At 57.2% G+C, this 23,051-nt stretch carries 18 protein-coding genes and 1 pseudogene; 12 read left to right on the forward strand and 7 right to left on the reverse strand.

Translation table 11 applies throughout. The annotated features are described in order from the left end of the window. Nucleotides 1–2 precede the first annotated feature (2 nt). The 3 genes from ACR0DS_RS16010 to ACR0DS_RS16020 are packed head-to-tail and all read left to right on the forward strand — an operon-like array spanning nucleotide 3 to nucleotide 3,315. Nucleotides 3–746, forward strand: a complete 744-nt coding sequence (locus ACR0DS_RS16010; protein ID WP_480560169.1) for a polysaccharide deacetylase family protein — start codon at nucleotides 3–5, stop codon at nucleotides 744–746. A 33-nt stretch (nucleotides 747–779) separates the two neighbouring features. Continuing rightward, nucleotides 780–1,751: an NAD-dependent epimerase/dehydratase family protein gene (locus ACR0DS_RS16015; protein ID WP_480560167.1), complete on the forward strand. Its 972-nt coding sequence runs from the start codon at nucleotides 780–782 to the stop codon at nucleotides 1,749–1,751. 34 nt (nucleotides 1,752–1,785) lie between these two features. Beyond that, entirely contained in the window at nucleotides 1,786–3,315 is a 1,530-nt protein-coding gene (locus tag ACR0DS_RS16020) for a GMC oxidoreductase (RefSeq protein WP_480560165.1), read from the forward strand. 22 nt (nucleotides 3,316–3,337) lie between these two features. Here ACR0DS_RS16020 and ACR0DS_RS16025 read toward each other — a convergent pair whose 3' ends face one another. Continuing rightward, a complete protein-coding gene (locus ACR0DS_RS16025) occupies nucleotides 3,338–4,603 on the reverse strand; it encodes a glycosyltransferase (RefSeq protein WP_480547051.1) in 1,266 nt (421 codons plus the stop codon). Nucleotides 4,604–4,745: 142 nt separating this feature from the next. Next, the gene (locus tag ACR0DS_RS16030; protein ID WP_480547053.1) at nucleotides 4,746–5,888 is read right to left on the reverse strand and encodes a glycosyltransferase family 4 protein; all 1,143 of its coding nucleotides are present in this window, start codon (nucleotides 5,886–5,888) and stop codon (nucleotides 4,746–4,748) included. A gap of 175 nt (nucleotides 5,889–6,063) precedes the next feature. Here ACR0DS_RS16030 and ACR0DS_RS16035 point away from each other — a divergent pair, with 175 nt between their 5' ends. The 3 genes from ACR0DS_RS16035 (at nucleotide 6,064) to ACR0DS_RS16045 (ending at nucleotide 9,235) form a co-directional block, all read left to right on the forward strand. Continuing rightward, a complete protein-coding gene (locus ACR0DS_RS16035) occupies nucleotides 6,064–7,209 on the forward strand; it encodes a glycosyltransferase family 4 protein (RefSeq protein ID WP_480484475.1) in 1,146 nt (381 codons plus the stop codon). Between the two features lie 173 nt (nucleotides 7,210–7,382). After that, nucleotides 7,383–8,276, forward strand: coding sequence for a glycosyltransferase family 2 protein (locus ACR0DS_RS16040; RefSeq protein WP_480484474.1), 894 nt, complete (start codon nucleotides 7,383–7,385; stop codon nucleotides 8,274–8,276). Between the two features lie 14 nt (nucleotides 8,277–8,290). Further along, a complete protein-coding gene (locus tag ACR0DS_RS16045) occupies nucleotides 8,291–9,235 on the forward strand; it encodes a glycosyltransferase family 2 protein (RefSeq protein ID WP_480484473.1) in 945 nt (314 codons plus the stop codon). A 31-nt stretch (nucleotides 9,236–9,266) separates the two neighbouring features. On the opposite strand, the gene ACR0DS_RS16050 is transcribed toward ACR0DS_RS16045, so the two are convergent. After that, nucleotides 9,267–9,713, reverse strand: a complete 447-nt coding sequence (locus ACR0DS_RS16050) for a GDP-mannose 4,6-dehydratase (RefSeq protein ID WP_480484472.1) — start codon at nucleotides 9,711–9,713, stop codon at nucleotides 9,267–9,269. Between the two features lie 10 nt (nucleotides 9,714–9,723). Here ACR0DS_RS16050 and ACR0DS_RS16055 point away from each other — a divergent pair. Beyond that, a pseudogene (locus tag ACR0DS_RS16055) lies at nucleotides 9,724–9,957 on the forward strand (integrase core domain-containing protein); the annotation flags it as partial. A 119-nt stretch (nucleotides 9,958–10,076) separates the two neighbouring features. Here ACR0DS_RS16055 and ACR0DS_RS16060 read toward each other — a convergent pair. Further along, on the reverse strand, nucleotides 10,077–11,111 hold the full coding sequence (locus ACR0DS_RS16060) for a Gfo/Idh/MocA family protein (protein ID WP_480484471.1): 1,035 nt from the start codon (nucleotides 11,109–11,111) through the stop codon (nucleotides 10,077–10,079). Between the two features lie 278 nt (nucleotides 11,112–11,389). Between ACR0DS_RS16060 and ACR0DS_RS16065 the strand changes: the two genes are divergently transcribed. The 3 genes from ACR0DS_RS16065 to ACR0DS_RS16075 all read left to right on the forward strand — a co-directional run bounded on the left by ACR0DS_RS16065 (nucleotide 11,390) and on the right by ACR0DS_RS16075 (nucleotide 14,610). Beyond that, complete coding sequence (locus tag ACR0DS_RS16065) at nucleotides 11,390–12,475, forward strand: NAD-dependent epimerase/dehydratase family protein (RefSeq protein ID WP_480484470.1); 1,086 nt, start codon at nucleotides 11,390–11,392, stop codon at nucleotides 12,473–12,475. 180 nt (nucleotides 12,476–12,655) lie between these two features. After that, the gene (locus ACR0DS_RS16070) at nucleotides 12,656–14,026 is read left to right on the forward strand and encodes a nucleotide sugar dehydrogenase (RefSeq protein WP_480560163.1); all 1,371 of its coding nucleotides are present in this window, start codon (nucleotides 12,656–12,658) and stop codon (nucleotides 14,024–14,026) included. Nucleotides 14,027–14,406: 380 nt separating this feature from the next. Continuing rightward, entirely contained in the window at nucleotides 14,407–14,610 is a 204-nt protein-coding gene (locus ACR0DS_RS16075) for a hypothetical protein (protein WP_480484468.1), read from the forward strand. 4 nt (nucleotides 14,611–14,614) lie between these two features. Here the strand turns inward: ACR0DS_RS16075 and ACR0DS_RS16080 are convergent, their stop codons facing one another. Beyond that, nucleotides 14,615–15,622 carry a replication initiator protein A gene (locus ACR0DS_RS16080; RefSeq protein WP_209507478.1) on the reverse strand — a complete coding sequence of 336 codons (1,008 nt, stop codon included), beginning with the start codon at nucleotides 15,620–15,622 and terminating at the stop codon, nucleotides 14,615–14,617. A 402-nt stretch (nucleotides 15,623–16,024) separates the two neighbouring features. Here ACR0DS_RS16080 and ACR0DS_RS16085 point away from each other — a divergent pair, with 402 nt between their 5' ends. Beyond that, a complete protein-coding gene (locus tag ACR0DS_RS16085; protein WP_480560161.1) occupies nucleotides 16,025–17,440 on the forward strand; it encodes an AAA family ATPase in 1,416 nt (471 codons plus the stop codon). Between the two features lie 73 nt (nucleotides 17,441–17,513). Next, nucleotides 17,514–18,530 carry a ParB/RepB/Spo0J family partition protein gene (locus ACR0DS_RS16090; RefSeq protein ID WP_209599308.1) on the forward strand — a complete coding sequence of 339 codons (1,017 nt, stop codon included), beginning with the start codon at nucleotides 17,514–17,516 and terminating at the stop codon, nucleotides 18,528–18,530. 71 nt (nucleotides 18,531–18,601) lie between these two features. Here ACR0DS_RS16090 and ACR0DS_RS16095 read toward each other — a convergent pair whose 3' ends face one another. Together ACR0DS_RS16095 and ACR0DS_RS16100 are read right to left on the reverse strand one after the other, a co-directional pair. After that, nucleotides 18,602–20,521 (reverse strand): hypothetical protein, encoded by a 1,920-nt coding sequence (locus ACR0DS_RS16095; protein WP_480560159.1) that lies wholly within the window; start codon nucleotides 20,519–20,521, stop codon nucleotides 18,602–18,604. 374 nt (nucleotides 20,522–20,895) lie between these two features. Then, entirely contained in the window at nucleotides 20,896–21,951 is a 1,056-nt protein-coding gene (locus ACR0DS_RS16100; RefSeq protein WP_480529108.1) for a tyrosine-type recombinase/integrase, read from the reverse strand. Nucleotides 21,952–23,051 lie beyond the last annotated feature (1,100 nt).

Below are 23,051 nucleotides of genomic sequence, written 5' to 3' on the forward strand. Positions count from 1 at the left end.
CCATGTCCGCCTGGCAGGCCGATATCCTGATGTATCATTCGATTTCGGATGCGCCGGGGCCGACCTCGATTGCGCCCGACGTCTTTGCGGCACAGATGCAGGCGCTGGCGGCGTCCGGCCTGCCGGTGGTGACGCCGGACGCGCTGGCCAACCCGCCTGCCCCCCGTGTGGTCATCATCAGTTTCGATGACGGGTTCCAGGATTTCGCCGACACCGCCTGGCCCATCCTGCGCGATCACGGCTTCTGCCCGATCGTCTATCTGCCCTCGGGCCTGATGGGCGGCAGCGACAGCTGGGCCGGGGGCAATATCCCTGCCCGCCCGCTGATGGGCTGGAACAGGGTCGAGACGCTGGCAGCTGAAGGGGTCTGTTTTGGCGCGCATAGTGTCACTCATCCCGATCTCACCACGCTGGATGCGCTCATGCTGGAAGAGGAAGTCAGCGGATCCGCTCAGGACATTGCCGCCCGGCTTGGCCAGCCCACCCGGCATTTCGCACCGCCTTATGGCGCGTCGAACTCTGGCGTTCTCAGACAGATCGCGCAGCATTACGACACCTCGGTCGGCACAAGGCTGGGCGTGGCCAAAGCGGAGGATGATATGCACGACCTGCCCCGGCTCGAGATGTTCTATTTCAACAACATCGCCCGCTGGAAGGCGCATCTTGCCGGGCGCGGCGGGCCCTATCTCACGGCCCGCAGGGCAATGCGCGGCATCCGTGCGATGGTGCGGGGAAAATCGTGGTAAAGTTGGTTCTTACACAGTGACTGGTACAAACAAATGCATATTCTGATTACCGGCGGCGCCGGGTTTATAGGCTCCCATTTAGCGGAACGGCTGATCGGTGAAGGGCATCGGGTCACGATCCTTGACGATCTGTCGACCGGGCTGCTGTCCAATCTGGCTTCTGTCGCGGATCACCCGGGCTTCACTTTTGTCAAAGGCAGTATTCTTGACCGGGGGCTGGTCACCGAACTGGTCGATCCGGCGGATGTGGTGTTCCACCTGGCCGCCGCCGTCGGGGTCAAGCTGATCATGGACGAACCCAGCCGGTCGATCCTGACCAATGTGGCGGGGACAGAGAACGTGCTGGATGCCGCGCTGGTGAACAAGACGCATACGTTCATCGCCTCCAGTTCCGAGGTTTATGGCAAAAGCACCAATTTCCCCTTTCAGGAAGAAGGCGATCTGACCATCGGCGCCACCCGCAATCTGCGCTGGTCCTATGCCTGTGCCAAGACACTCGACGAGTTTCTGGCACTGGCCCATGCGCGCGAATCCAACCTGCCGGTCACGGTGCTGCGGTTCTTCAACACCACCGGTCCGCGTCAGACCGGGCGCTACGGGATGGTGCTGCCGAATTTCGTCAAGTCAGCACTGGAAGGCGCGCCACTGATGGTCCACGGCACTGGTGAACAATCACGCTGTTTCGGCCATGTCGCCGATGTGGTCGAGGCCATGTGCCGTCTGATGACCCTGCCCGAGGCGCGCGGCGACGTCTTCAATGTCGGAACCGATCAGGAGGTCACGATCCGCGAGCTGGCCGAACAGGTCATCCGAACGACCGGCTCTGCCTCGGAAATTCAATGTGTTCCTTACGACACGGTCTATCCCGAAGGCTTCGAAGATATGCAGCGCCGCCTGCCCGATGTCTCGAAACTGCAACGTGTCACCGGGTTCCGCCCGATGCGAACGCTGCAGCAGATCATCGATGACATCGTCGCCGAGATGAAGCGCCCGGTTCCCGCATGAGGCCGCATACCCCGGCACAGACGGGCCCAACCTCGTGACCGATCTGGTCATCGGATCGGGGCCATCGGGGGTGTCCGTGGCCAAGGCCCTATTGGCGCGGGGGCGACAGGTTTTGATGCTGGATGGAGGGCGCAGACTGGAAGGCTCGGCGCAGTCCCGCCGTAACAGGCTGGCCGCGACGGGTCCCGAAAGCTGGTCCGCCGATGATGTAAAAGCCTGGCAAGCTCCTCAGTTCGACACGCCATCTGGGCAAGTCCGCCGGTTCGGATCGGATTTTGCCATGGTACCGGGGGCGGAAACGCTGGTATCGCCCGACCGGATCGGATTGCGCGCCTCACACGCCACAGGTGGGCTGTCCAATCTCTGGGGCTCGGCCGTTTTGCCCAACCGCACCGAAGATATCGCCGACTGGCCGATCGAAATTGACGATCTGTCACCGCATTACCGCGCGGTTGCGGAATTCCTTCCCATCAGCGGTCGGGTGGACGCATTACAGACTCTGTTCCCCACCCTTTCCATGCAGGATCGCGCCCCTCTGACCCCATCGCCGCAAGCCGAACGGATGCTGACGCATCTGGATCGCCAAGCAGCGAGGCTTGCGAAACTGGGAGCCCATGCCGGTGCCGCGCGGCTGGCTGTTGAACCCGGTTGCCAATATTGCGGCCAGTGCCTGCATGGCTGCCCCTGGGGTCTGATTTATGCGTCCGGGCAAACGCTTGACGTCCTGCGTCACAATCCGGATTTCCGCTATCGCACCGGTCTTGTTCGCCAGTTCGAGGAACGCCCGGGTCATGTCACGGTCACGCTGGAGGACGGCGAAACCCTGCAAGCCGACCGTATCTTTGTCGCCGCCGGGGTTCTGGAAACCGCGCGGCTGATGCTGGCGTCATCTCCGAACTCCGCAGCCCGCTTGCAACTGCAAGACAGTCAGCATTTCTTTCTGCCCAGCCTGCACCGCTGGCGCGCGCCACGGCGCCCGGACCGAAGACCCTATCACACCCTGCCGCAGATCTTCATTGAATTGGATGACCCCGCGGTCTCACCGCATTTGGTCCACGCGCAGGTCTATACCTGGAACGAGTTCTATGCCCATGATCTGATCAATACTTATGGCTCGAAACTGCCCGGATCGGCCCCGGTATGGAGGCTGCTGGCGCAACGACTGGTCGTGGCGCAGGCGTTTTTACATTCTGCCCATTCCGCCCAGATCGATCTGACGATGGCCGCAGACGGGCGGCTGACCCCGACCGTGCAAGGTAATGACGAAACCGAACAGGTCATGGCGCGCGCCACGGCACGCATGGGGCAGGTTCTGAAACTGGCAGGGCTTGTGCCGCTGAGTTTCGCCCGCCGCCCCGGCGATGTGGGATCCAGCTTTCACGTGGGCGGCTCGGTTCCCATGGCCAAAACGCCTGGTGCGGGGCAGTCGGATATTCTGGGGCGACCGAAAGGGCTGTCACGGGTACATCTGGTCGATGCCTCATGCCTGCCAAGCATCCCGGCCACAACCATCACTTTCTCGGTCATGGCCAACGCCCACCGGATCGGAATGCTGGCCCCCTGACAGTGTTACAACTCCGAGGTGTTTATCCAGCGCCGGTTTCAAAGACCCCAGCTTCCAGCGCCGCAGCCAATCTTTGGTTTCCTGCACCATGGGCCACGCGCGCCAGCGCCGCGCCATACGCCTCCAGCACGGGTGTTTCGTGCCAGATCTCCAGAAACGCCTTACGTGCTGCAGCACCCTGAACTGCGCGCTGGTCAGGCTGGTGCTGAAGGTTACGCATCGCTGCAATCAAATCATCCTCGGTCTCGAACAGTTCCCCGCCCCCTGCCCGCTCGACGATCTCGGGGAACGGACCCAGCCGCCGGGCGATCACCGGCGTGCCCAACCGGAAGCTTTCGATCAGGATGATACCGAAGGTTTCATAACAAACCGAGGGCACAATCAGCCCAAGTGCGCCACGATAGTAAGCGTTCAACTCGTCAGGCGTCTTGCGGCCCAGGAATTTGATCCGGTCATTGCCTGCGGCTTGTGCCTTCAGCTCATCCGCGTAATCGCCATCACCGAGGATCAGCAGATCGGCATCCGGGTAACGATCAAAGGCCGGGAACACATCCTGCAACCCTTTGATTTTTTCCAGCCGTCCGACAAACAGGAAATAGGGACGGTCATGCGCGGCGGGTTCCGGCAAAGCGTCCTGGTCCAGATCGGGCAGGAAATAGGGCAGCACCTGCATCTCCTGCCGCAGGCCGAACTCGCGATGCTTGGCCCGGCTGAATTCGCTTTTGGCGATGATCAGGTCCATGTGATCCAATGCCCGGTCCAGCGCGCCGGTATAGCGCCACAGCTGCGGCGGGCGTTTGTAGTTCAGCACGCAGCGCAGGCACTGGCGGTCATCGCACAGCTCGCGCCCGTGCCGCCACAGCACATGCGTGGGGCAGACCAGCCAGTGCTCATGCGCCTCATAGATCTTCAGCCCCTCGCCCATCGGCAACAGGCCGGGCCCACCGATCAGCGAAGTATTGTTGTGCCAGATGATATCCGGCTTCCGCTCGGCCAGTATCTCGCGGATGCGGGCAGCGTGGACAACCGGGCGGCCAAGCTGCTGGGTCAGCAGGTTCGACATCATACCATTGCGGCTGCGCAACCCGATCCGCCGGACCCCGTCCGGGGCACCTTCTGGCTGTGGTTTGCCGCCCAGGATCAGATAGCTGTCTTCGTCATGCACCACCGTCACGTCATGTCCCCGCGCCACCAGCGCCCGGGCCATGCGCTGAATGCCAATGGCATCACCGCCAAAGGAATAGGGGGGATAAAATGTGGTGAACACCAGAATGCGTAAGGATTGCATGTGACTCAAACCGGATTACCAATGACTTTCCAGTATGAAAGCATGATCCATACCGTGATCGAAAGATGGAACTTGCCCTGATGCCCTGTTCACACGCTGTGTTGCGGGCATGCTGCAAGGGAATGCGGCTTTTGTCCGCTGTTCACTCAAGAAGACCGAAATAAAGCGCCTCGATCTGCCGATTGATGTGGTCAGGATCAAATCGACTCTCTTTCGATCTCTCCAGGGCACTGGCCGCCATACCGGTGCGCTTTTGATCATCTTCGAGAATGTGCTCAACAGCCTGCGTGATCGCCGCGACATCGCCAATTGGTACACAGGCGCCGACCGTATCATGCACCAACTCGTGAACACCGGAACAATCGGTGGCTACAACCGGGGTTCCGACCTGGAACGCTTCGGCAATAGAGATGGGCAGCGCCTCCCACCGCGAGGTCAGCAGCATCAGATCCGCTGCCCGCAAATAGCGATAGGGAACCTCGGTACGTCCGGCGAAAAACAAATGCTCATCCAGACCGCGCTGTGTTGCCAGTGCCCGCATCTCCTGATCCAGTGGCCCGTCCCCGACAACAACAAAGCGATAGTCGGGGTGGGTATCCTTCAGACGCGCGACGCAATCGATCAAGACGTCAATACCCTTTTGATAGGCCACCCGCGCGAGAGAGACGACAAGATGCGTACCGCCGCGCAGCAGGGTTTTTCTCAACTCGGCAACGTCCTGATCCGTGTCCTCAGGCGGTGGCTTGATCCCAAGTCCTATGACCCGAAGCTTGTCCTTTGATACATTGGCGATTTCGGCCAGATCCTCAGCCGCCCGATGGCTGGGCGTCACCACCAGATCAGCATGGCGCGCAATCTTTCCAAACCCCCTGATCCGCTGTGGGTCCGACCCGTGATACGTCACGACAAGCGGGATGTTCAGATGCATCCGCGCCAACAGCGCCACCAATGCTGGTGCAGATTCATGCGCATGAATAATGTCGATACGCGACTTCGAAAGCCAGCGACGCAAGGCAATCGCCCCATGACCAGTATGGGCAAGCCTGCGCATCAGCCTGCCACCATCCGCCCCAACATAGCGTGTCGGGATGGACAGAAAGCCATCTTCGTGCTTTTGCCCAGCCCATTCGCCCGGCGTTCCGGCGAGGAAAACGCCATGACCCTGACCTTTTAGCCAGATGCCCAGATCAAGGGCATGTCTGGCAATCCCTCCCATTCCGAAATCCGTGCACATCTGTGCGATCCGAAGATGCCGTCGATCATCTGATTCCGTTACAGCGTGCATTTACGAATCCGCCCTTCAATTGGCCTCGATGATGTAGCAACAGGGATGCAGGGATATCAAATGATTGTGGGCCGCGCTCTGCCTGCCATAGAGTAAGCTCATGATTTGGATTTAAATCCTCCGTCGCTGCTCGAAGCAGTTGGGCTAAGGAATTTCGCAGGAACGGAGTATCATCATGCATGTCGGGATTGATGGGACGACTTGGCGTAATGAGCGCGGGTTTGGGCGCTTCACAAGAGGTGTGCTCGAAGCTTTGGCAGCTCGGGACAGTGGGTTTCGTTACACCCTGATCTGTGATCAGGAACCGTCTTACCCGGTTCCTCAGGGGGTCGATATCGTGGTTGCGCCAATGCCGAACGGATCAGATGTGGCAAACCGGTTTCAGATGCATCAAGCAACGCTCCGACTGAGATGCGATGTGTTCTTTTACCCCACCGTTTTTTCGTATTATCCCCTGCTGTCGCGGGTCCCGAAAGTCATCTGTATCCACGATACGATCCCTGAACGCTTTCCGGATTTGATCTTCCCCTCAAAACTGAATTTTGCACTGTGGAAAGCAAAAACCACGCTCGCTAAATTGCAGGCCACGCGGTTCATCACCGGTTCTGAATCGTCGGCCCGAGACCTGCAATCCATTTTGGGCATTCCGCGCAACAAGATTGACCTGACAACGATGGCTGCGGCCCCCGTTTTCAAAGAGATAAGTGATAACAATAAGATAGAAGAAATTCGAGAGGAATATAACATTCCTCCCGGGGCCCGTGTTCTCGTTTATGTGGGCGGCTTTAACCGCCACAAAAATGTGCTGCGCCTTATCCATGCGATGCCAATGATCCTGGAACAACATCCTGATGCTTTTCTGGCCATTGTCGGGCGCACAACCGGCGACCGGTTCTGGGATAATGTCGAGGATTTACAGGCTTCGGCCCGAGCCAATGTGATTGCGTCAGAACGGATCATTTTCACCGGCGAGATTTCGGATGAAAAGCTGGCGCTTCTGATCAATGCCTCACATGCGCTTGTGCACCCTTCGCTCTATGAAGGTTTTGGCTTTCCCCCTGTCGAAGCAATGGCCTGCGGCACCCCGGTTCTGGGGTCTGATGCAAGCAGCGTCCCAGAAGTTGTCGGCGATGGCGGACTGCTGTTTGACCCAACCGATGCGTCCTCGATTGCCCATCAGACAAACAGGTTGCTAAATGACGACGATCTTCATGCGCGCCTGTCAAAGCAGGCCGTACGCCAGGCCGCAAAGTTCACTTGGAATCGTGCTGCCGAAATGACCGAGATCAGTTTTGAAAACGCGTTTAAAAAGCGCCCCTAAAATAACTCCTGATATAGAAACAATTTATCGAGAAGGAATTTATTAGTGCGGAGAATGCCACAAAAATTAACGCGCTCCGGGGTTTTCAGACCCAGATGTAAACGCAGTTCCGTTTCCATGGTCGACTATGGTCAGATCCTCCCGAAGGATACAGCTCACACCGGAGAAAACACATGACGCAGCATCAGATTTCAGTCGTCATCCCATGCGTCAATTCTCTGTCTGACTTTCGCGGGTGCGTCGCGGCTTTGCAGAACCAGACCGGCCCCCAACCCGAGATTATCGCTGTTATACGCCTCGGCCCGGACTTCATTCGGGATGTTGAGACAGAATTTCCAGACGTAAACATTCTGGCAGTCCCCGAGGACGCTACAATCCCTCAGATGCGCGCCACAGGCATCCGGGCCGCGACAGCCGATGCTATCGGGGTCATTGAAGATCACGTGCTGGTTCCGCCGAACTGGACCCGGCGGATGCTAGATGAAATCGCGGCCGGTTCGGATGTAGTGGCCGGGCCTGTCGATAATGAAGCCAAAGAGACCCTGATCGATTGGGCGGCGTTCCTATGCGAGTACAGTGCCGTTCTACCCCCTCTGAATGATGGCCCCTCGGACTGGCTTCCGGGCAACAACACGGTCTACCGACGTGATGTTCTGGAACGGTTCGATGCCCTGCTGGATGATGGCAAATGGGAAAACCACCTGCATGATCATATGCGCGCAGATGGTATCTCTATGACCCTGCGCAACGACATCGTTTCCGGGCATAAGATGCACTATACATTCGGTCTGTATCTGACCCAGAGATACCTGTATTCCAAGAGTTTCGCCGGAGCTCGGGTCAGCGAGGAGTCGAGCGGTAAAAGGCTTATTATGGGGCTCGTTGCTTTTGCGTTGCCTCCGATCGTCTATTACCGCGTGGTCAGAAACGTCATAACCAAAGGGCGTCATGTGCGTCGGTTGTGGCCCTCCCTGCCTTTGCTGGTCCCGTTTTCACTGTCCTGGGGACTGGGTGAGGTTGCCGGATACTGGTTCGGGGCCGGTCGGTCTCTGTCCAAGGTTCGATGAGAGAAATGTCTGTGATGAACAATCCAGATCCTTCACTACCTGATATCTCTGTCGTTGTGGCTATCGTTGATGGGGGAGCCGCGCTTCGGGCATGTCTGAATGCGCTCGCCAATCAGATTGGTGAATACAAGGTGGAAGTCATCGTGCCATATGATCAGCTGTCGCTTGAAGATGCCGGAATGGCAGATGATTTCCCCAGCTTCCGGTTTCTCGATCTCGGGGTACTCGCAGGCGGTATGGTGCCAAGAAACGCCCTTGATCTGCACCGGTTCTGGGACATCCGCCGTTCCGAGGGCATCAATGCCGCACGCGGGTGCCGGATCGGCCTTGTCGAAGATCGCGGCATTCCGGCCGAAACCTGGATTGCCTCGGTGATGGACCTGATGGATGAGACCGGGGCCGCAGCGGTCGGGGGGTGTGCTGACAACGGATATGATACGACCTGGAACTGGGCCGTTCATATCTGCGACTTCGGGCGCTATATGGCCCCTCTACCGACCGGTGAGACAGATTTTCTATCAGCAACCAATGTGTGTTATCGCGCCGACAAGCTGCGCGCACTGCGTCATCTGTATGAACATCGGTTCTATGAACCCTCCATCCATGCTGCCCTGCAGGCTAACGGTGACAAAATGGTTCTGTCAGATCGCCCCAGAACAACCCAATACCGTCCGCGTATTCCGACCTTCACACTGGCGGGCGAATGGTTTCATTGGGGCCGTAAATATGCCCGCATTCGGTCCGGCGAAATTTCGTTCGGGTTGCGCGCCTTCCGCGCAGCCGCAACTCCGCTGTTACCGTTTGTTCTGTTTACCCGGCATATGCGCAACCAAATGCACAAGCGCGTTTATCTCCGCAAGTTCTGGCCTGCTTCCCCGCTGGTTTTCTTGATCGTGACGATGTGGGCCTTTGGCGAATTGATTGGATATTTCCAGGGGGAAGAGCCCGAAACAACATAAAAATGGCGTAAGAACACTTAATTTTAAGCGCTTACATCAACATCCATTCAAGTGTTTCCTTCAGGCCGTAATTTGGCCCGTCCTGGGTGAGGCTGCGGTACAACGTGACACCCCCCATCAATTCCTTCACCTCATTGGCCCGCACAAACTGGGGGTTCACGGTCACGGTCAGATTGTGCCCGGTAATGTCGATGCACATATCCACAATATCCTGCAAAGGGGTCGCCACTCCAGAGCAGATATTGACCTGCCGCCCGCGCAAATCCGGACGCAGCAATGCCCGATAAGCACGCGCCACATCGCGAACGTCGGAAAAGTCCCGGGCAACATCCAGGTTACCCAGTTCGATCTGCGGGGCGCGCTGCCGGAAATGAGCCACGATTTTAGGGACAAGGAATTGGGCATTCTGCCCGAGCCCCGTGTAGTTAAAGGGGCGCGCGATGACGATCGGCAAGCGATCCATAAACAGCTGAGCCATATATTCCATAGCCTACATCGAACCCGGGTCACCCTGGGAGAACGGCTACTGCGAAATCTTCTACGGGCGCATGCAGGACGAGCTGCTCAACGGCGAAATCTTCTACAGCCTGCGCGAGGCACAAATCCTGATCGAACAATGGAGGAGACACTACAACACAAAACGCCCCCACAGTGCTCTGGGCTACCGCCCACCAGCGCCTGAAACCACCATCCCGATGGATCACAGGCCAATGATGCACTAACAATCAATTTGGACCAGTCAGATCGGGCTGCTCACAGCGGGCCTTCGCTGATCCGGTCACCAAACGCGCCGGAATTGCAAGCTGATGAACCAGGAACAACAGGTGCAATATACCAGTTCTTACTGGGGCAGTTCGACCACCTGATTTGTGCGACTGCTCTCGATCACCGCATTGGCAATTTCAATTGACCGAAGCCCGGCCTTGCCGTCTGCAATTCGGCCACTCGAATCTCCATCGCACAGTTTGATAAAATCCCGTAATTCCTCTGCGAACGAAATCTTGGCCGTTGTCTTCCATGAGAACAGTTTTTCGCGGACTGCAATGTCGAAATACCTGCGCGTTGTCGTAGTCGGCGTCCCGCCGGGTTCCGGCATCGTGATAAGAACATTCTTCATTGGTGCATATGCACCCATCACCATGCCATGTGTCCCGTGCACTTCGATTGCAAAATCATATCCGCGCCATTCTCCCCAGCTGGCATGATAAACTGCGGGCACACCCTCGGGATTTCGGAATATCGCAACTGCGGTGTCCTCGGAACCCGGCAGGTTCCAGACACGTTCACCGGCGACACCATAAACCGAACTCACCTCGCCCAGCATGTGACGCACGATATCGCTCATGTGAATCCCGATATCCCACATTGCTCCGCCACCGGATTCTGGCACCTTGTATTCCCAGTCATGGGTAAAATGGGCCAGCCCGTCATGCCCACCAAAGGCACGAATATGAGTAATGTCTCCGATTGCCCCGCTGGCTATGGTGTCTTTCACATAAGCGAATGAGGGGTAATACCGCATGTTGAAGCCCGTGGCGATCACCCGACCTGCGGCCTTTGCCTCGGCCAGCATCTGACGACAGGTTTCGGCGCTGTTGGACATGGGTTTTTCAACCAGCACATGCATCCCGTGTTTCAGGGCGCTGACACATGGGTCCTCATGCGTATGCGGAGGGGTTGATACCACGACCGCATCCATATCCGTTTCCAGAAACCGCTTCAGGTCGGTGAACACAGGAGCGCCCCCGGCGACACTGCGGGCGGCTTCTTCAGACAGATCCAGAACGGCCGCCAGCGTTGTATCCGGGCATTCCTGAATGGTCTCGACCCGCAGTTTGCCAATTTTCCCGGCCCCACCAACAACCCCGATACGCATGGTTTTCTCCTCACAAGACAGACCGCAAACAGCCCGGACCCGAACTGTCAGCTTCACATAACAATATTCTCTTGAGGAGTATGCGCCACGGCGACGTCTGTACGCCGGTTATACCGATCGTCATCGAATTCCTCATTAACAAACGTGGGGCACAGCTTACCCCGTACTTATGACAATAATTCGTCCTCTGCGCAGTAGCACAGGCACCCACCCTAGGCTAGGCTTCTGCTTTGAAACACATTGTGCCGGGTCTTGAATTTGAGACGAAGAAAAAGACTATGACAGCCACCGGACCAGATCATCTCGACGGCAAGGCCGTCTTCGTGACAGGGGCGACAGGGTTTATCGGCAAGCGACTTGTTCCGGCTCTCATCAATGCCGGTGCCCGGGTCACCGTCCTGTTGCGCAACCGCCATGGTCGGCAAGCCTTCAGCGCGATGGGGGCACGGGTCATACAGGGAACGGCAGGGGATCGCGCCTTGCAAGAAAAGGCCCTGCGTAATCAGGATGTATTATACCATCTTGCCTATGACATGCGCGCTACGGCAACGGATAATCTTGCCACCTTCGATGCCCTCAGAACCGCCGCAGAAAAAGCCGGGGTCGGACGAATCGTTCATGCCAGCTCTATCGTTGTCTATGACGGATGGCCGCAGCAAAACCTGACCGAGAGCTCCGCGATCTCAAACGGCAAGGCTGACCCATATCGGCGCGCCAAGATTGCGATGGAGCAGGCTCTGTTGCAGGGAAACTGCCCCGCTGCGATCCTGCAGCCGACACTGGTTTACGGGCCCGGAAGCATGCTCTGGACAGATAAGCTGACCCGCTGGCTTGCCGCTGGTACCGTGGTGCTGCCCAAACCGGAAGGGCTGTGCAACGCTGTATTTGTGGACGATCTGGTACAGGCCATGTTGTGCGCTGCCGCGCCGGAAGACCTGCAGCAAGAGCGGTTCATCATCTCGGGCCCCACCCCCGTCAGTTGGTCGGCCCTGCTGTCCGGTTATGCCGATATCATTGGCCGAGGGAAGATCGGGCTCATTCCCCAGGAAACACTCCGGGCCCGATTGCCCGATGAAGAGCCGGGCGAAGTACCAGACACACAGTCGCTGGCTGCACGGGTCAGTACCATAGCGCGCGCCTGGATCGGTCGGGACCGGTTCGAAAAACTGGTCCAAACGGCCACACAACGGCTGCCCCGGCAAAACGAACTGTATCCTGACCGTTATATGCTGGAGCTATTCTCGGGTACGGGACAATGCCAGATCGATCATGCCCGTATACGGCTGGGATATGAGCCCGCTTATGATCTGAAAGCCGGGCTTGAAGCCACGCGACCCTATCTGGAAGCCAACTTCAAAAAATGAACAATTAAGCAAAATGCCAATAATTGAAGCCCTTTTTGAAACACTATACGACCCGCCGATACAAGGCCGACAAATTAGTTGGATTCGCTCCGATTCCTGCCTATCCGTTAAGAAAGGATAATTTCCTGCTGCCCGTCCTGCCTTTGATTTCAGTCTGACTTTGTACGATCAGGATAGATTATGAACTACGAAACCTCGCACCATCTTTCCCTCAAGCAGCTTATCGCGGCGCGCGATGCGCGGGTTGCTGTGGTTGGGCTGGGCTATGTCGGGCTGCCGCTGGCGCTGACTGCCTATGATGAGGGGTTCGATACCACCGGCGTTGATCTCAACCCTGACCGGGTGGCGCGGATCAATCAGGGCGATCAGGTTATATCGTATCTGGCGTCAGACCGGATCGCACAAGCGGTAGACAGCGGCAGGTTCCGCGCAACGCAGGACGCCGCGGCACTGGCCGAGGCCGATATCATCCTGATCTGCGTGCCGACCCCGCTGACCGATGCACAAGACCCGGACATGCGCTTTGTCGCCGCCGCAGCGCAGACCATCGCGCAGCATCTGCGCCCCGGTCAGATGGTGGTGCTGGAAAGCAGCGTCTGGCCCGGTGCCACCGCCACACTGGTTCAGCCGATCCTTGAGGCGGGCGGTCTGCGCGCGGGTAGTGATTTCTTCCTGGCGTTTTCGCCCGAGCGCGAAGACCCCGGCAATGACAAGTTCGACACGCACAGCATCCCGAAGGTGGTGGGTGCCGACGATCCGCTGTCGCGGCAATTGGTCGAGGATTTCTACCGCGCCATCGTCACCAGCGCCGTTCCGGTCAGCTCGGCCGCCACAGCCGAAGCGGTGAAGCTGGTCGAAAACAGCTTTCGCACCGTCAATATTGCGCTGGTCAACGAGTTGAAGACCGCGCTTGAAGCAATGGACGTGGATGTCTGGGAAGTGATCGAGGCCGCGGCCACCAAACCGTTTGGCTTCATGCCCTTCTATCCCGGTCCCGGAATTGGTGGGGCCTGCATCCCGGTGTCTCCGGCCTATCTGGCCTGGCGTGCCGCGGATGCAGGATCTGATACGCCGATCATCAATCTGGCGCGCTCCAGAAACGACGCCGTGCCATCCATGCTGGCGGCACGGATGGCGGCCGAACTGGCGGCGCGTAACGGCTCGGCCATCGCCGAGACCGGGCAGCCCCTGACCGGTCAGCGCATCCTGCTGATGGGCATCGCCTATAAGCGCGATGTCGAGGATACCCGCCGCAGCCCCGCGCTGGTGCTGCTGGACGAATTGGAAAAACTGGGGGCCGAGGTCGACTATCACGACCCCTATTTCCCCCGCCTGCCCGAAGGCGGCGAATATCCGCAACTTGCAGGCCGAACCTCCCAGCCGCTGACGGCGGACAACCTGAAACGCTATGCGGCGGTGGCCGTGATCACCGATCACAGCGCCCCGGATTACGGTCTGGTCGCGCGCGAGGCGACACTGGTTTTTGATACGCGCAATGTTTTTGAAAAAGCGGGGATCAGGGTGGCAGACGGACGGCTGGTCAAGATGTGACCCCCTCAGCCCCCTGACATTCGGTGACCGAAACGCACGCTCATCTGGCATTCCATCCAAGCAACCGCGGATTGACAGAGCGGTGCCATAGGCGAACCTTTGCACATTTTCAGGGGTGCGGGCGTTCCATATTGCTGTCGCAAAAGTTTTGAGAAACTATCCTCTCAGACACTCCCATGTCTCAATAAATTATAAAGCGGTGTGGCACGAGTAGTGGAGCAAAGCTCCTCCCGGTAAAAATAACCAAATTTTAACCCTCTGTAGTTCAAAGTTTTGCCATGATTTCACCGCGAAATCATTATGGGCATCTGCCCAATGGCTGAACTGCAACCACTTGAGGGCTGGCCAGACCAAGACCATAGCCGGAGGACTTGGAGAACATGATCGGAGTTATCGGAATAGCCATTCTTGTCGGCTTGTGCGCCGGCGGGTTTGCTTTGTTCTCCGGTGCGTCCATCCTTATGGCTCTGGGCAGCTATGTCCTCTTCGGCTGGCTGTTCATCATTGCCGCTCTCATCGTCATCGGTGCTGTCAAAGCCGTGAAGACACGCGTGCAGAAACAAAACCCCGCCTATTCCAGCTAAGCGCCTAATCCCGCCCGGCGACCCTCTTGGCCACATAGCCCAGAAACGCCCGCTGCGGGTTTCTGATCTGTGGGCGGCCCGATGCGGCCCAATAGGCCAGCCAGTCCGCCTCCAACGCATAGACATCCCGGCCCGGTGCCATTGCCCTGGCTTCCTCCAGCGCCTGTGACGGCAGGATCGGTTTGTCCGGTCCCTCGACCACCTGGCCACGGCGCGAAAAGCGGATCAGGTCGCCGGGCTCTTCGATCATCTCATAATCGGGCAGGTGATCGGCTGCGATCATGTCGCGGATCATTTTGCGGAACACCCGCCGGGGCGAGGCCGAGCCCGATTTCTTCAACAGCACCTCGACCGAAATCCGCCACTCGGGCTGACGACCGCAATGTTTGCGCGCCAGCTCATAGATGCGCCGCTCGAGCGGTTTGCGCAGGCGAAAGTAGTCGCGGCTGAGGGTCAGCACGGATTTCGCCAGAACCGCGCGAAACAGCCAGTCCGACAGTTTCACACTGACGCTGACCATCCGGCCCGCCCGGGTGTGGCGGACGATTTCCCAGCTTTCGATCAGGCCGAACCCGGTGGTGGTTTCCTTCTCGCCGGTGACAATGTTGGTGGTGATCCGGGTGCCTGCCAGCCGCTCGAACGCTTCGCGCAGACGCTTGTAGCCATCGCCGCTGGTTTCGCGATTGGTGGCCACCAGCAGATCATGCGCCTTCAGATGCAACACCCGGCTGACCGTCCGGCCCGCATTGATCGCTGCCATCAACTGACTGATGCAAAAGATCAGGATGTCCTTGTCGTGGATCGTCGCCAGCCCCCGCACCGAGGGCGTCACCGTGATCTCGACCCCGTTATGCTCGTAATTGAGGATCCGGCGATCCGGCCGGGTCGAGAGCGAAAACATCGGATGCTCCATCGAGCCCATATCTGTCTTGGGCAGCGCATCGAAGATATCGCATACAAAAAAATCACCCGTTGGGTGCCGGTCGGGCAACAACGCCCCTGACCCGCTCATACTGCCCTGCCCATATGTCCTGCCCGAATCTTTGTTCGTGGTTTTATTGACGCCTACCGTAGAGTTATCCACAGGAAGCGTAAAGCTGCCGAAACGTGGGATCAGAGTCACTCCAACGTGGGATCAGAGTCACCATATCGTGGGATCAGATTCAGTATGATCCACAAAAAATACAAAAACATCTTTTTTTTCTTATACTTAATAGAACTCAAGTTCACCTGTAACTAATAAGATAACAGGATTCTAACTGGACATTTTTTTGCTATACGCTCAAAAGCAGCCTCTCGAAGGCTTTCTACCCCTTAATTTTGCTTAGAAAATCCGGTTTTGTGCTCATAATACTTCCACATGCTTCCTTTTGTGGTATATTGATCAAAACATAGCACATAGGCAGGTTTTTCAATGCGAGCAGCGACCTCCGAGGGGCTTCCCCCTTATTTCAATATTGATCCGGATCTGGCTTATGCTGAACTTGGAAATCCAACCGGCACGGGTGAGTTTTCACAAATCGCGGATGCCTGCGCACGGGGGCGCAGTGATCTGGCAAACCGGGGGCTGGAGGAAAATGGTCAGAAGAAGCTGCGCCTGTTTTCAACCTGGGAAATCACCAAATATCTGATCCCTGTCGCACCCGCCCATTTTCGGCGCGTGCTGAAGGGCAACCCGGACTTGCCGCAGGGGCAATCCGAAACCGAGGGCGGGGCCAAGTGGTTCACGCTGGATGAGGTTCTGCGGCTGCGGGCACATTTTGCCTCGGAGGGGTCCAAAGCCAAAGAGTACCGCCCTTACCGGCCCAATGGGCTACCTGCCAAGATCGTCTCGGTCGCCAACTTCAAGGGCGGCGTTGGCAAGACCTCAACCTGCGCACATCTCGCCATGTCTGCCGCCCTGGATGGTTACAAGGTGCTGGTCATTGATCTGGACAGTCAGGGTTCGATGACGTCGATCTTTGGCGGTAAGGTAACCGATGAATGGCAGACGGTGTTTCCTCTGCTCGCCCGCCACTACGCCACCCATCTGCGCCGTGACAATCAGGGACGGCTTGATCGGGGTGAGGCACCGCATCCGATCGACGACACCTTATCCGAAGCGCTGAAGATCCGCAGCAGCGATCTGATCCAGACCACCCATTGGCCGAATATCGACCTCATCGGCGCGCAGCTGAACCTGTACTGGGCCGAGTTCCAGATCCCCGTCTGGCGAATGCAGGGCCGCAGCTGGAAGCTGTGGGACGCGCTGACCGATACGCTGGACGAGGATGGGGTGCTGGACGAGTATGACATCATCTTCATCGATACCCCCCCTGCCCTTGGCTATCTGACGATCAATGGGCTGGCCGCCTCGGATATCCTTCTGGTGCCCATGGGGGCCTCGTTCCTGGAGTTTGATTCCACCGGGCGCTTCTTTGACATGCTGCATTCCACCTTCCAGTCCATCGAGGATGGCGAGAACATGGCCGCCCGCGCCCTGGGGCGGCCCGAGATGGCCTTTCAGTGGGACGCAGTGCGCACAATCATCACCCGCTATGACGGCAGCCAGCAGGCGGAGCTGGCCGGGCTGATGCAAGCCTATCTGGGCCGCACCCTGTCACCGCATTGGCAGGGCTACACGGCGCTGATCGGGCAGGCCGGGGAACAGGTCAACGGTATCTACGAGGCCGATTACCGTGACTTCAACCGCGAGACCTATGTACGCGGGCGGGAAACCTTCGATGCCACCTATGCCTCGTTCAAGAAGCTGCTGATTGGCGTCTGGCGGGGCGAGGAACTGGCCCAGCAGGCCGAAGCGGCGGGGACGCCGGAACTGGCGCTAAGGTGATCATGTTTCGCGCGCGAAACACATCAGTGGCGCCCGAAACAGGGTCTGATCCGCGCTGGAAAAGGAGAAAGTGATGGCAAAACGCAAACGGTTGACCCCTGCCCGGCCGGATTATCTGGAAGACACCCGCCCTGCCCCCGGGTTGAACCCCATGTTCCCTGCGGATACGCCCCGCGCTGCGCCTCCGGTTGCACAGGTGGCCGGAGCCACGGCGGCTCAGGCGGCACTGGAGGAGCTGTCCGGAGAATTGCGTGCGGCCCGTGCCGAGGGGCGGTTGGTGCAGGACCTGCCGCTGGATTCAATCGAGGAAACCTATCTGGTGCGCGACCGGCTGGCGGCTGATGACGCGGATATGGAGGCGTTGAAGGAAAGCCTGAAAGCGCGCGGTCAGCAAACCCCGATTGAGGTCGTGGAGCTGCCGGAAGGGCGTTATGGGCTGATCTCTGGCTGGCGTCGGATGACAGCGCTGCGGGCCTTGGCGCAGGACATGGGCGAGGCCCGCTTTGAAACCGTGCGTGCCTTTCTCAGGCAACCACAGAGTGCATCTGACGCTTACGTGGCCATGGTCGAGGAAAATGAGATCCGCGTCGGGCTGAGCTATTATGAGCGCGCCCGGATCGTGGCACGCGCGGCAGAGCAGGGGGTTTACCCGGACGAAGCCGCCGCCCTGCGCGGGCTGTTTGCCTCAGCCAGCCGGGCCAAACGATCCAAGATCGGGTCCTTCATCGCGATCTATCACGCGCTGGACGATCATCTACGGTTTGCCTCGGCCATCCCTGAGCGGTTGGGATTGTCGATTGCGAAGGTTTTGAAGGAGGAGTCGAAAGCGGCTGCTTTGATCGCCAAAGCCTTGCAAGGGGTCGCGCCCGAGACATCGGAAACTGAGATATCGGCTCTGACCCGCGCGGCAAACAGCCTGTCATCAAGGGATGCAAAATCGCCCGCTCCCGAGACGGCCTCGAAAGAGACATTCGGTGACATTCACTTGAAACAGAGTCGAAACGGTTCACAAGTCACCCTGTCCGGCCAAGGGATGTCTGAAGAATTTCTTATGGAACTGAAAACCTGGCTACACGCACGCAGCACCTGATGTTTCGCGCGCGAAACACTGGGCGAGAGTATGCAGATGCAATCGGGAGGAATTATGTGAACCGGGGGTTGCTATTTGAGATACCAGACCGAATAACGAACGCCTTCGTGTAGAAGCTCTGCGTCACGATTTGTCATCCACGACGATAGTGAGAATTGCCTTGTTCTTTCCGATAAAACCACCAAAGGTTTACCCAGCTCATTGCGAATTGAGCGGTAGGCCTGCTCCCTTGCCTCAACTGACCCAGTGTTCAGAAAGGTGTTTAGGCGGTTTTGTCTGGATTCTAGCAAGGCATGATCAAAGCCTTTGACATCATACAGAAGGTATCCGTTCCTCATCCCCAGTCCGGTTAGCTGAGCATCTTCATTGTAAAGGACATACACTGGACGTCGTGTGAAGGGCGTGACATGCAGCTCGGTTTGCCCAACTAAAGTCGGCGTACCGGGTTCTGTTTTTTCTCGTATGACAGTCAGGGCGTCGCCCAGCCCTGCGGGGTCCGACAGTTTTTGATCTAAGTTTGAGAAACTAATCTCAAAAGGTGCTTGATCAGTTTTCATCCTTGGGTAGACGGACATGCCCCCGCCGACGATGATTACAAGAAGAAGTATTGCTCCGGTCCATGGTACTCTAGACTGTTGCCAAAGACGCTCGAGCAACAATGCTACAAAAGGTAGGCCGCATATTGCTGCAACCATCACAAATTTGTACTCGTTGCGAAAATTTGGGATATGCAGAAGTACCGCCATGGAACTTGAAGTAACTGCTGCAATCGACAAGAAAATGAGCTGTCCACGAGGTATGGGGCATCCTTTAGTCAAAAAATACAGCCACGCAGAAATAGGGATCAAAAGTGCGGTTATGGTGGCTACGGCATGACGCCAAATCTGCCCCGGGACATTAAGTTCGATCCCTGCTCCCGTAATGCGATCACCTGTTTGGTATGTTACGAGGAAATATGTGCAAGCCGCTGCCAAGACTACAGACATATACAGCAGCGCAACATTTCTTAGGCGTTCTTTGAGGTTTTTGGTTCTGTCAACCATCCATGTAATGCCAGCAGCCCCTAGGAATACCGCTGCAGACGGAAGATAGAGCGGATAAACGAGCCCGGTTCCAACTAGACAAATTAGCCATATAGGAACCGTTGCTCTAAGGTTTTGCGACGAGCCCGAACGCAGAATTGTGAGCAACAATGCTAGCAGAAGAATCAACCCGACCTGGTTGGTGTTCAGATAAAGAAATTTTAAGCCGGTAGCATCATAACGTGGATCTCCCATCAGAAAGTGAAAACGTTCAATTCCACTCCAAAGTGACGAAGAAATGGGTTTGGCCAGTACACCGATTGGGTTTGTTGACAAGGCGGCGATGATTGGTGCCAAAGACATTGCCACGACCCTGCCCCCAACAGCTCTGACGACGAGAATGGACAGAGTGCCAAATCCAAACGCCATTGCCGGGTTGATCCACAGATAGGCGCTTATTGGAGATTGGTTGAGAACCTGAGTAAGCAAAACCCGTTGGAGATGTCCGAACCAAGGATAGCCCGTACCCAGTCCGGCTAGTTGCCATTCTTCTGGTGCCGTTGGGTTCTCCATCAAGGCATAAATTAGATCGGCATGCAGAAATGTGTGTGACCATTGATAAACGTTTGGTGCGTTTGCATGTATAATCAACACTGCCAAAGGCAGTACCAATGCGCCGGGAATAATCTGACGATAGCCTTGGATAGGTACCCATTGCCAAGATCGAGCGATTAACCATACCGCACCCAAGTTTGTTATCAGGATAACCCAAGGAATGTGGTCCGTACCAACCCCCATATACGCCAAGGCTAGAAACTGTGCGCAAGACATTGGGATTGAGAGGGCAAACGAAAGCCCAAGGCGATCCCAGAGGTCCACATTTTTTAGTAATCCAGAAAACGCGATCCATGCACCGGGCAAAATGAGTAATGGAAAAAGCAGTATTCCACGCAACAAGATTTCAAACATAAACGATTTACCCACTTAACACCAATTATGCTTAAGCTTTTCATTCGAGCTGCCATGATGCAATAGAAGGTTGTTCCGGCCGCAGTAAGATTGACACCATAAGACCGGGCGGTATGAGATCGGCTGCGGTTGCACAGTTTTCTAGAATAACCAGCAAGCCGCAGGCTGTGCGATGCCGGGTTGGTTGGGTCCTTGATTGAGGTTTCTTGGTGGTAAGAAACTTAGAATCCGAGAGTTAGTCTACCGGGTTTGTATTCCTACGTTCTGGTGATTTCGAAGCCGTCCTTTGTGCGTTCCAAAATCAGGCGTGAGGGCGCAGGGGACCGGCACGCAAGTCGTCAGCCTGATTGATCTTACGGCATTGGTCGAACCGTCTACCCCAACAGGTCCGTTGCCGGATTCTCTGCGATATCGACGTCGTCATAGTATTTCTGCGCCTGTGCCATGGAGCGGTGCAGGGACAAGCGCATGGCGGCCTGGATCGGGGCGCCATCCAATGCGGCTTGCGTCAGAAACCCCGAGCGCAGCCCGTGGGGCGAGGCGAAGCCTTCAGGCAGCCCCGCCAGTTTCAGTCGGTGTCGAACAATCTGGTAGATCGCATCAGGGGACAGGCGGCGCTTGAGCACGTGGTCGGCCTTGGAGATGGGCCGGAACAGCGGCCCATCCCCGATCTGGCCCACCTCAATCCAATGCACCAGCGCCTGTGCCGCGCGGGATTTCAGCACCAATCGCGGGGTGTCGCCCTTGCTCGTGGTCTTGGTTTCCAGCAGTGAGATCCACACCAGACCCTTGGTCTCGAACTCTTTCAAGGACACATCTTCCCGCATCAGAGCCGTAATCTCGGAGCGTCGTCGCCCACCGCTGGCCCAACCCAGCATCAGGATCGCCCGGTCGCGACAATCCCGGCGAGAGCCGCGACAGGTGGCCAGCAGCTGCTCCAGCACATCGCGGGTGATCGGGTGCTGCGATTTTGGGGCAGGGGGCCGGGCTGCAGCCCGCCGCGCCTTGGACCGCGCCTGTTTCACCTGCGGAGCATCGAAGGGCGCGGCGAGGTTTTTCATCCGGTGAAAGGCCAGCCAGGAGGCAATGCGCCGGTCCAGCGTTGACGGGGCCGGGCAGGCGAGGGACTTGCGCAGGCCTTGTTTGATCAGAGCCTCCGCGGTCCGGCGAGCGCGATCATCTGGCGCTGCGTCATTGAGATTCCGGGCGTGATCGAGAATGAAAGCCAGCGCGATGTCTTGGCGCTCCGGCCACTCAAGCGGCTTCTTGAAGGCCACATTGGCCCAGGCGGTGATGTAGAGCAGGTCGCGCTCATAGGCCCGCAGCGTGTTGGCCGGGGTGCCGCGGACATAGAGATCGGTCAGCGCCGCCTGATCGGCTTGGGACAGGGCAGGGGAGGCGGCCGGGAGATAGGGGACAGCGGGCTTCATGGCACCTATTCTGCGTGCATTTTTCAGCAAAATCAAATAAACACGATAAGCGATACTTATCAAGATTAATAAGGTGTCAGAGAATGCGAGAAAGTACTGTGCGAAAATGCCAGATAATGCACTTCATGATGGTAGATCCCCGTATTGAAAGGTTTTATGTCCGTTGAAGGTCGACCCTGTCTGCCTCCTGCGGCAAAACTCGTCCGATTAGGAACTCGTTGTTAGAATATACTATAGTGACGCAATCCGCTGGGGCTATCCCTGACCGAAACCGGATTACGGCGTAATCCGCGCGCAACACGGTGTTCTTGGCACATTCTCCATCAAAGAATGCGCGACGTGCTTGCAATAACTGGTACCCGCGCACGACATCGGGTTTGCTGGTTGGAATGTATTTGAAATTGAAGACGAAATCCCGTCCGTTAAATCGCTCCATCCCTCCCGGGAAACGGATCGCCCTCCAGAATTGATCCTCCTGCATTACGATTGCCGCATTCGGTGCCGTGTTGGCACGGATCCATGATAGAACATCACGCTCAGAGGCGCTGAGAGCGAATTCGAGCCTGATATGTGGGGGAGACCGCGTGACGATTTGCGCCGGTTTGGGCAAACTTATAGGAAAGATCGAAATAGTTGATCTCGTTACCCGACCATTGCACCGGCTACATAAATGGACCGATGCCCCCTATTCCGGCTAGGACGAGTAACCAATAGCTACGACTTGCTGCAATGTAGCCGGCTTGCTCGAGTGTTTCTTTCACCAGACCCTCATAGCACAGAGCGCTATTGCAGTTGCTGTTAGTGTCCGCATTCGTCCTTCTTTGACATGCGGCCTCGGTTCGGAAGGTATTATGTGGCGGGGCCCATTTTTGTAATATTTATAATTCATTGAACGCTGAGGTGATTTTGGGAGGCGTTCTTGGATATCTGTTGCAAAGCTTTGATCATTTACATGCGTGCCGCTAGGGCGTGTCTGGCAGGTGGTGGCAAACAGCTGATGCAGGAATCCAATGCCTTTGCATCTGCTGCGATAGGACAGGCAGGCATCGAGCACACTCACGGCAACCTCCAGATGCTCCTACACGTTTACTGGTGAGCAC

The organism is Ruegeria sp. AF5 (genome assembly GCF_056541905.1).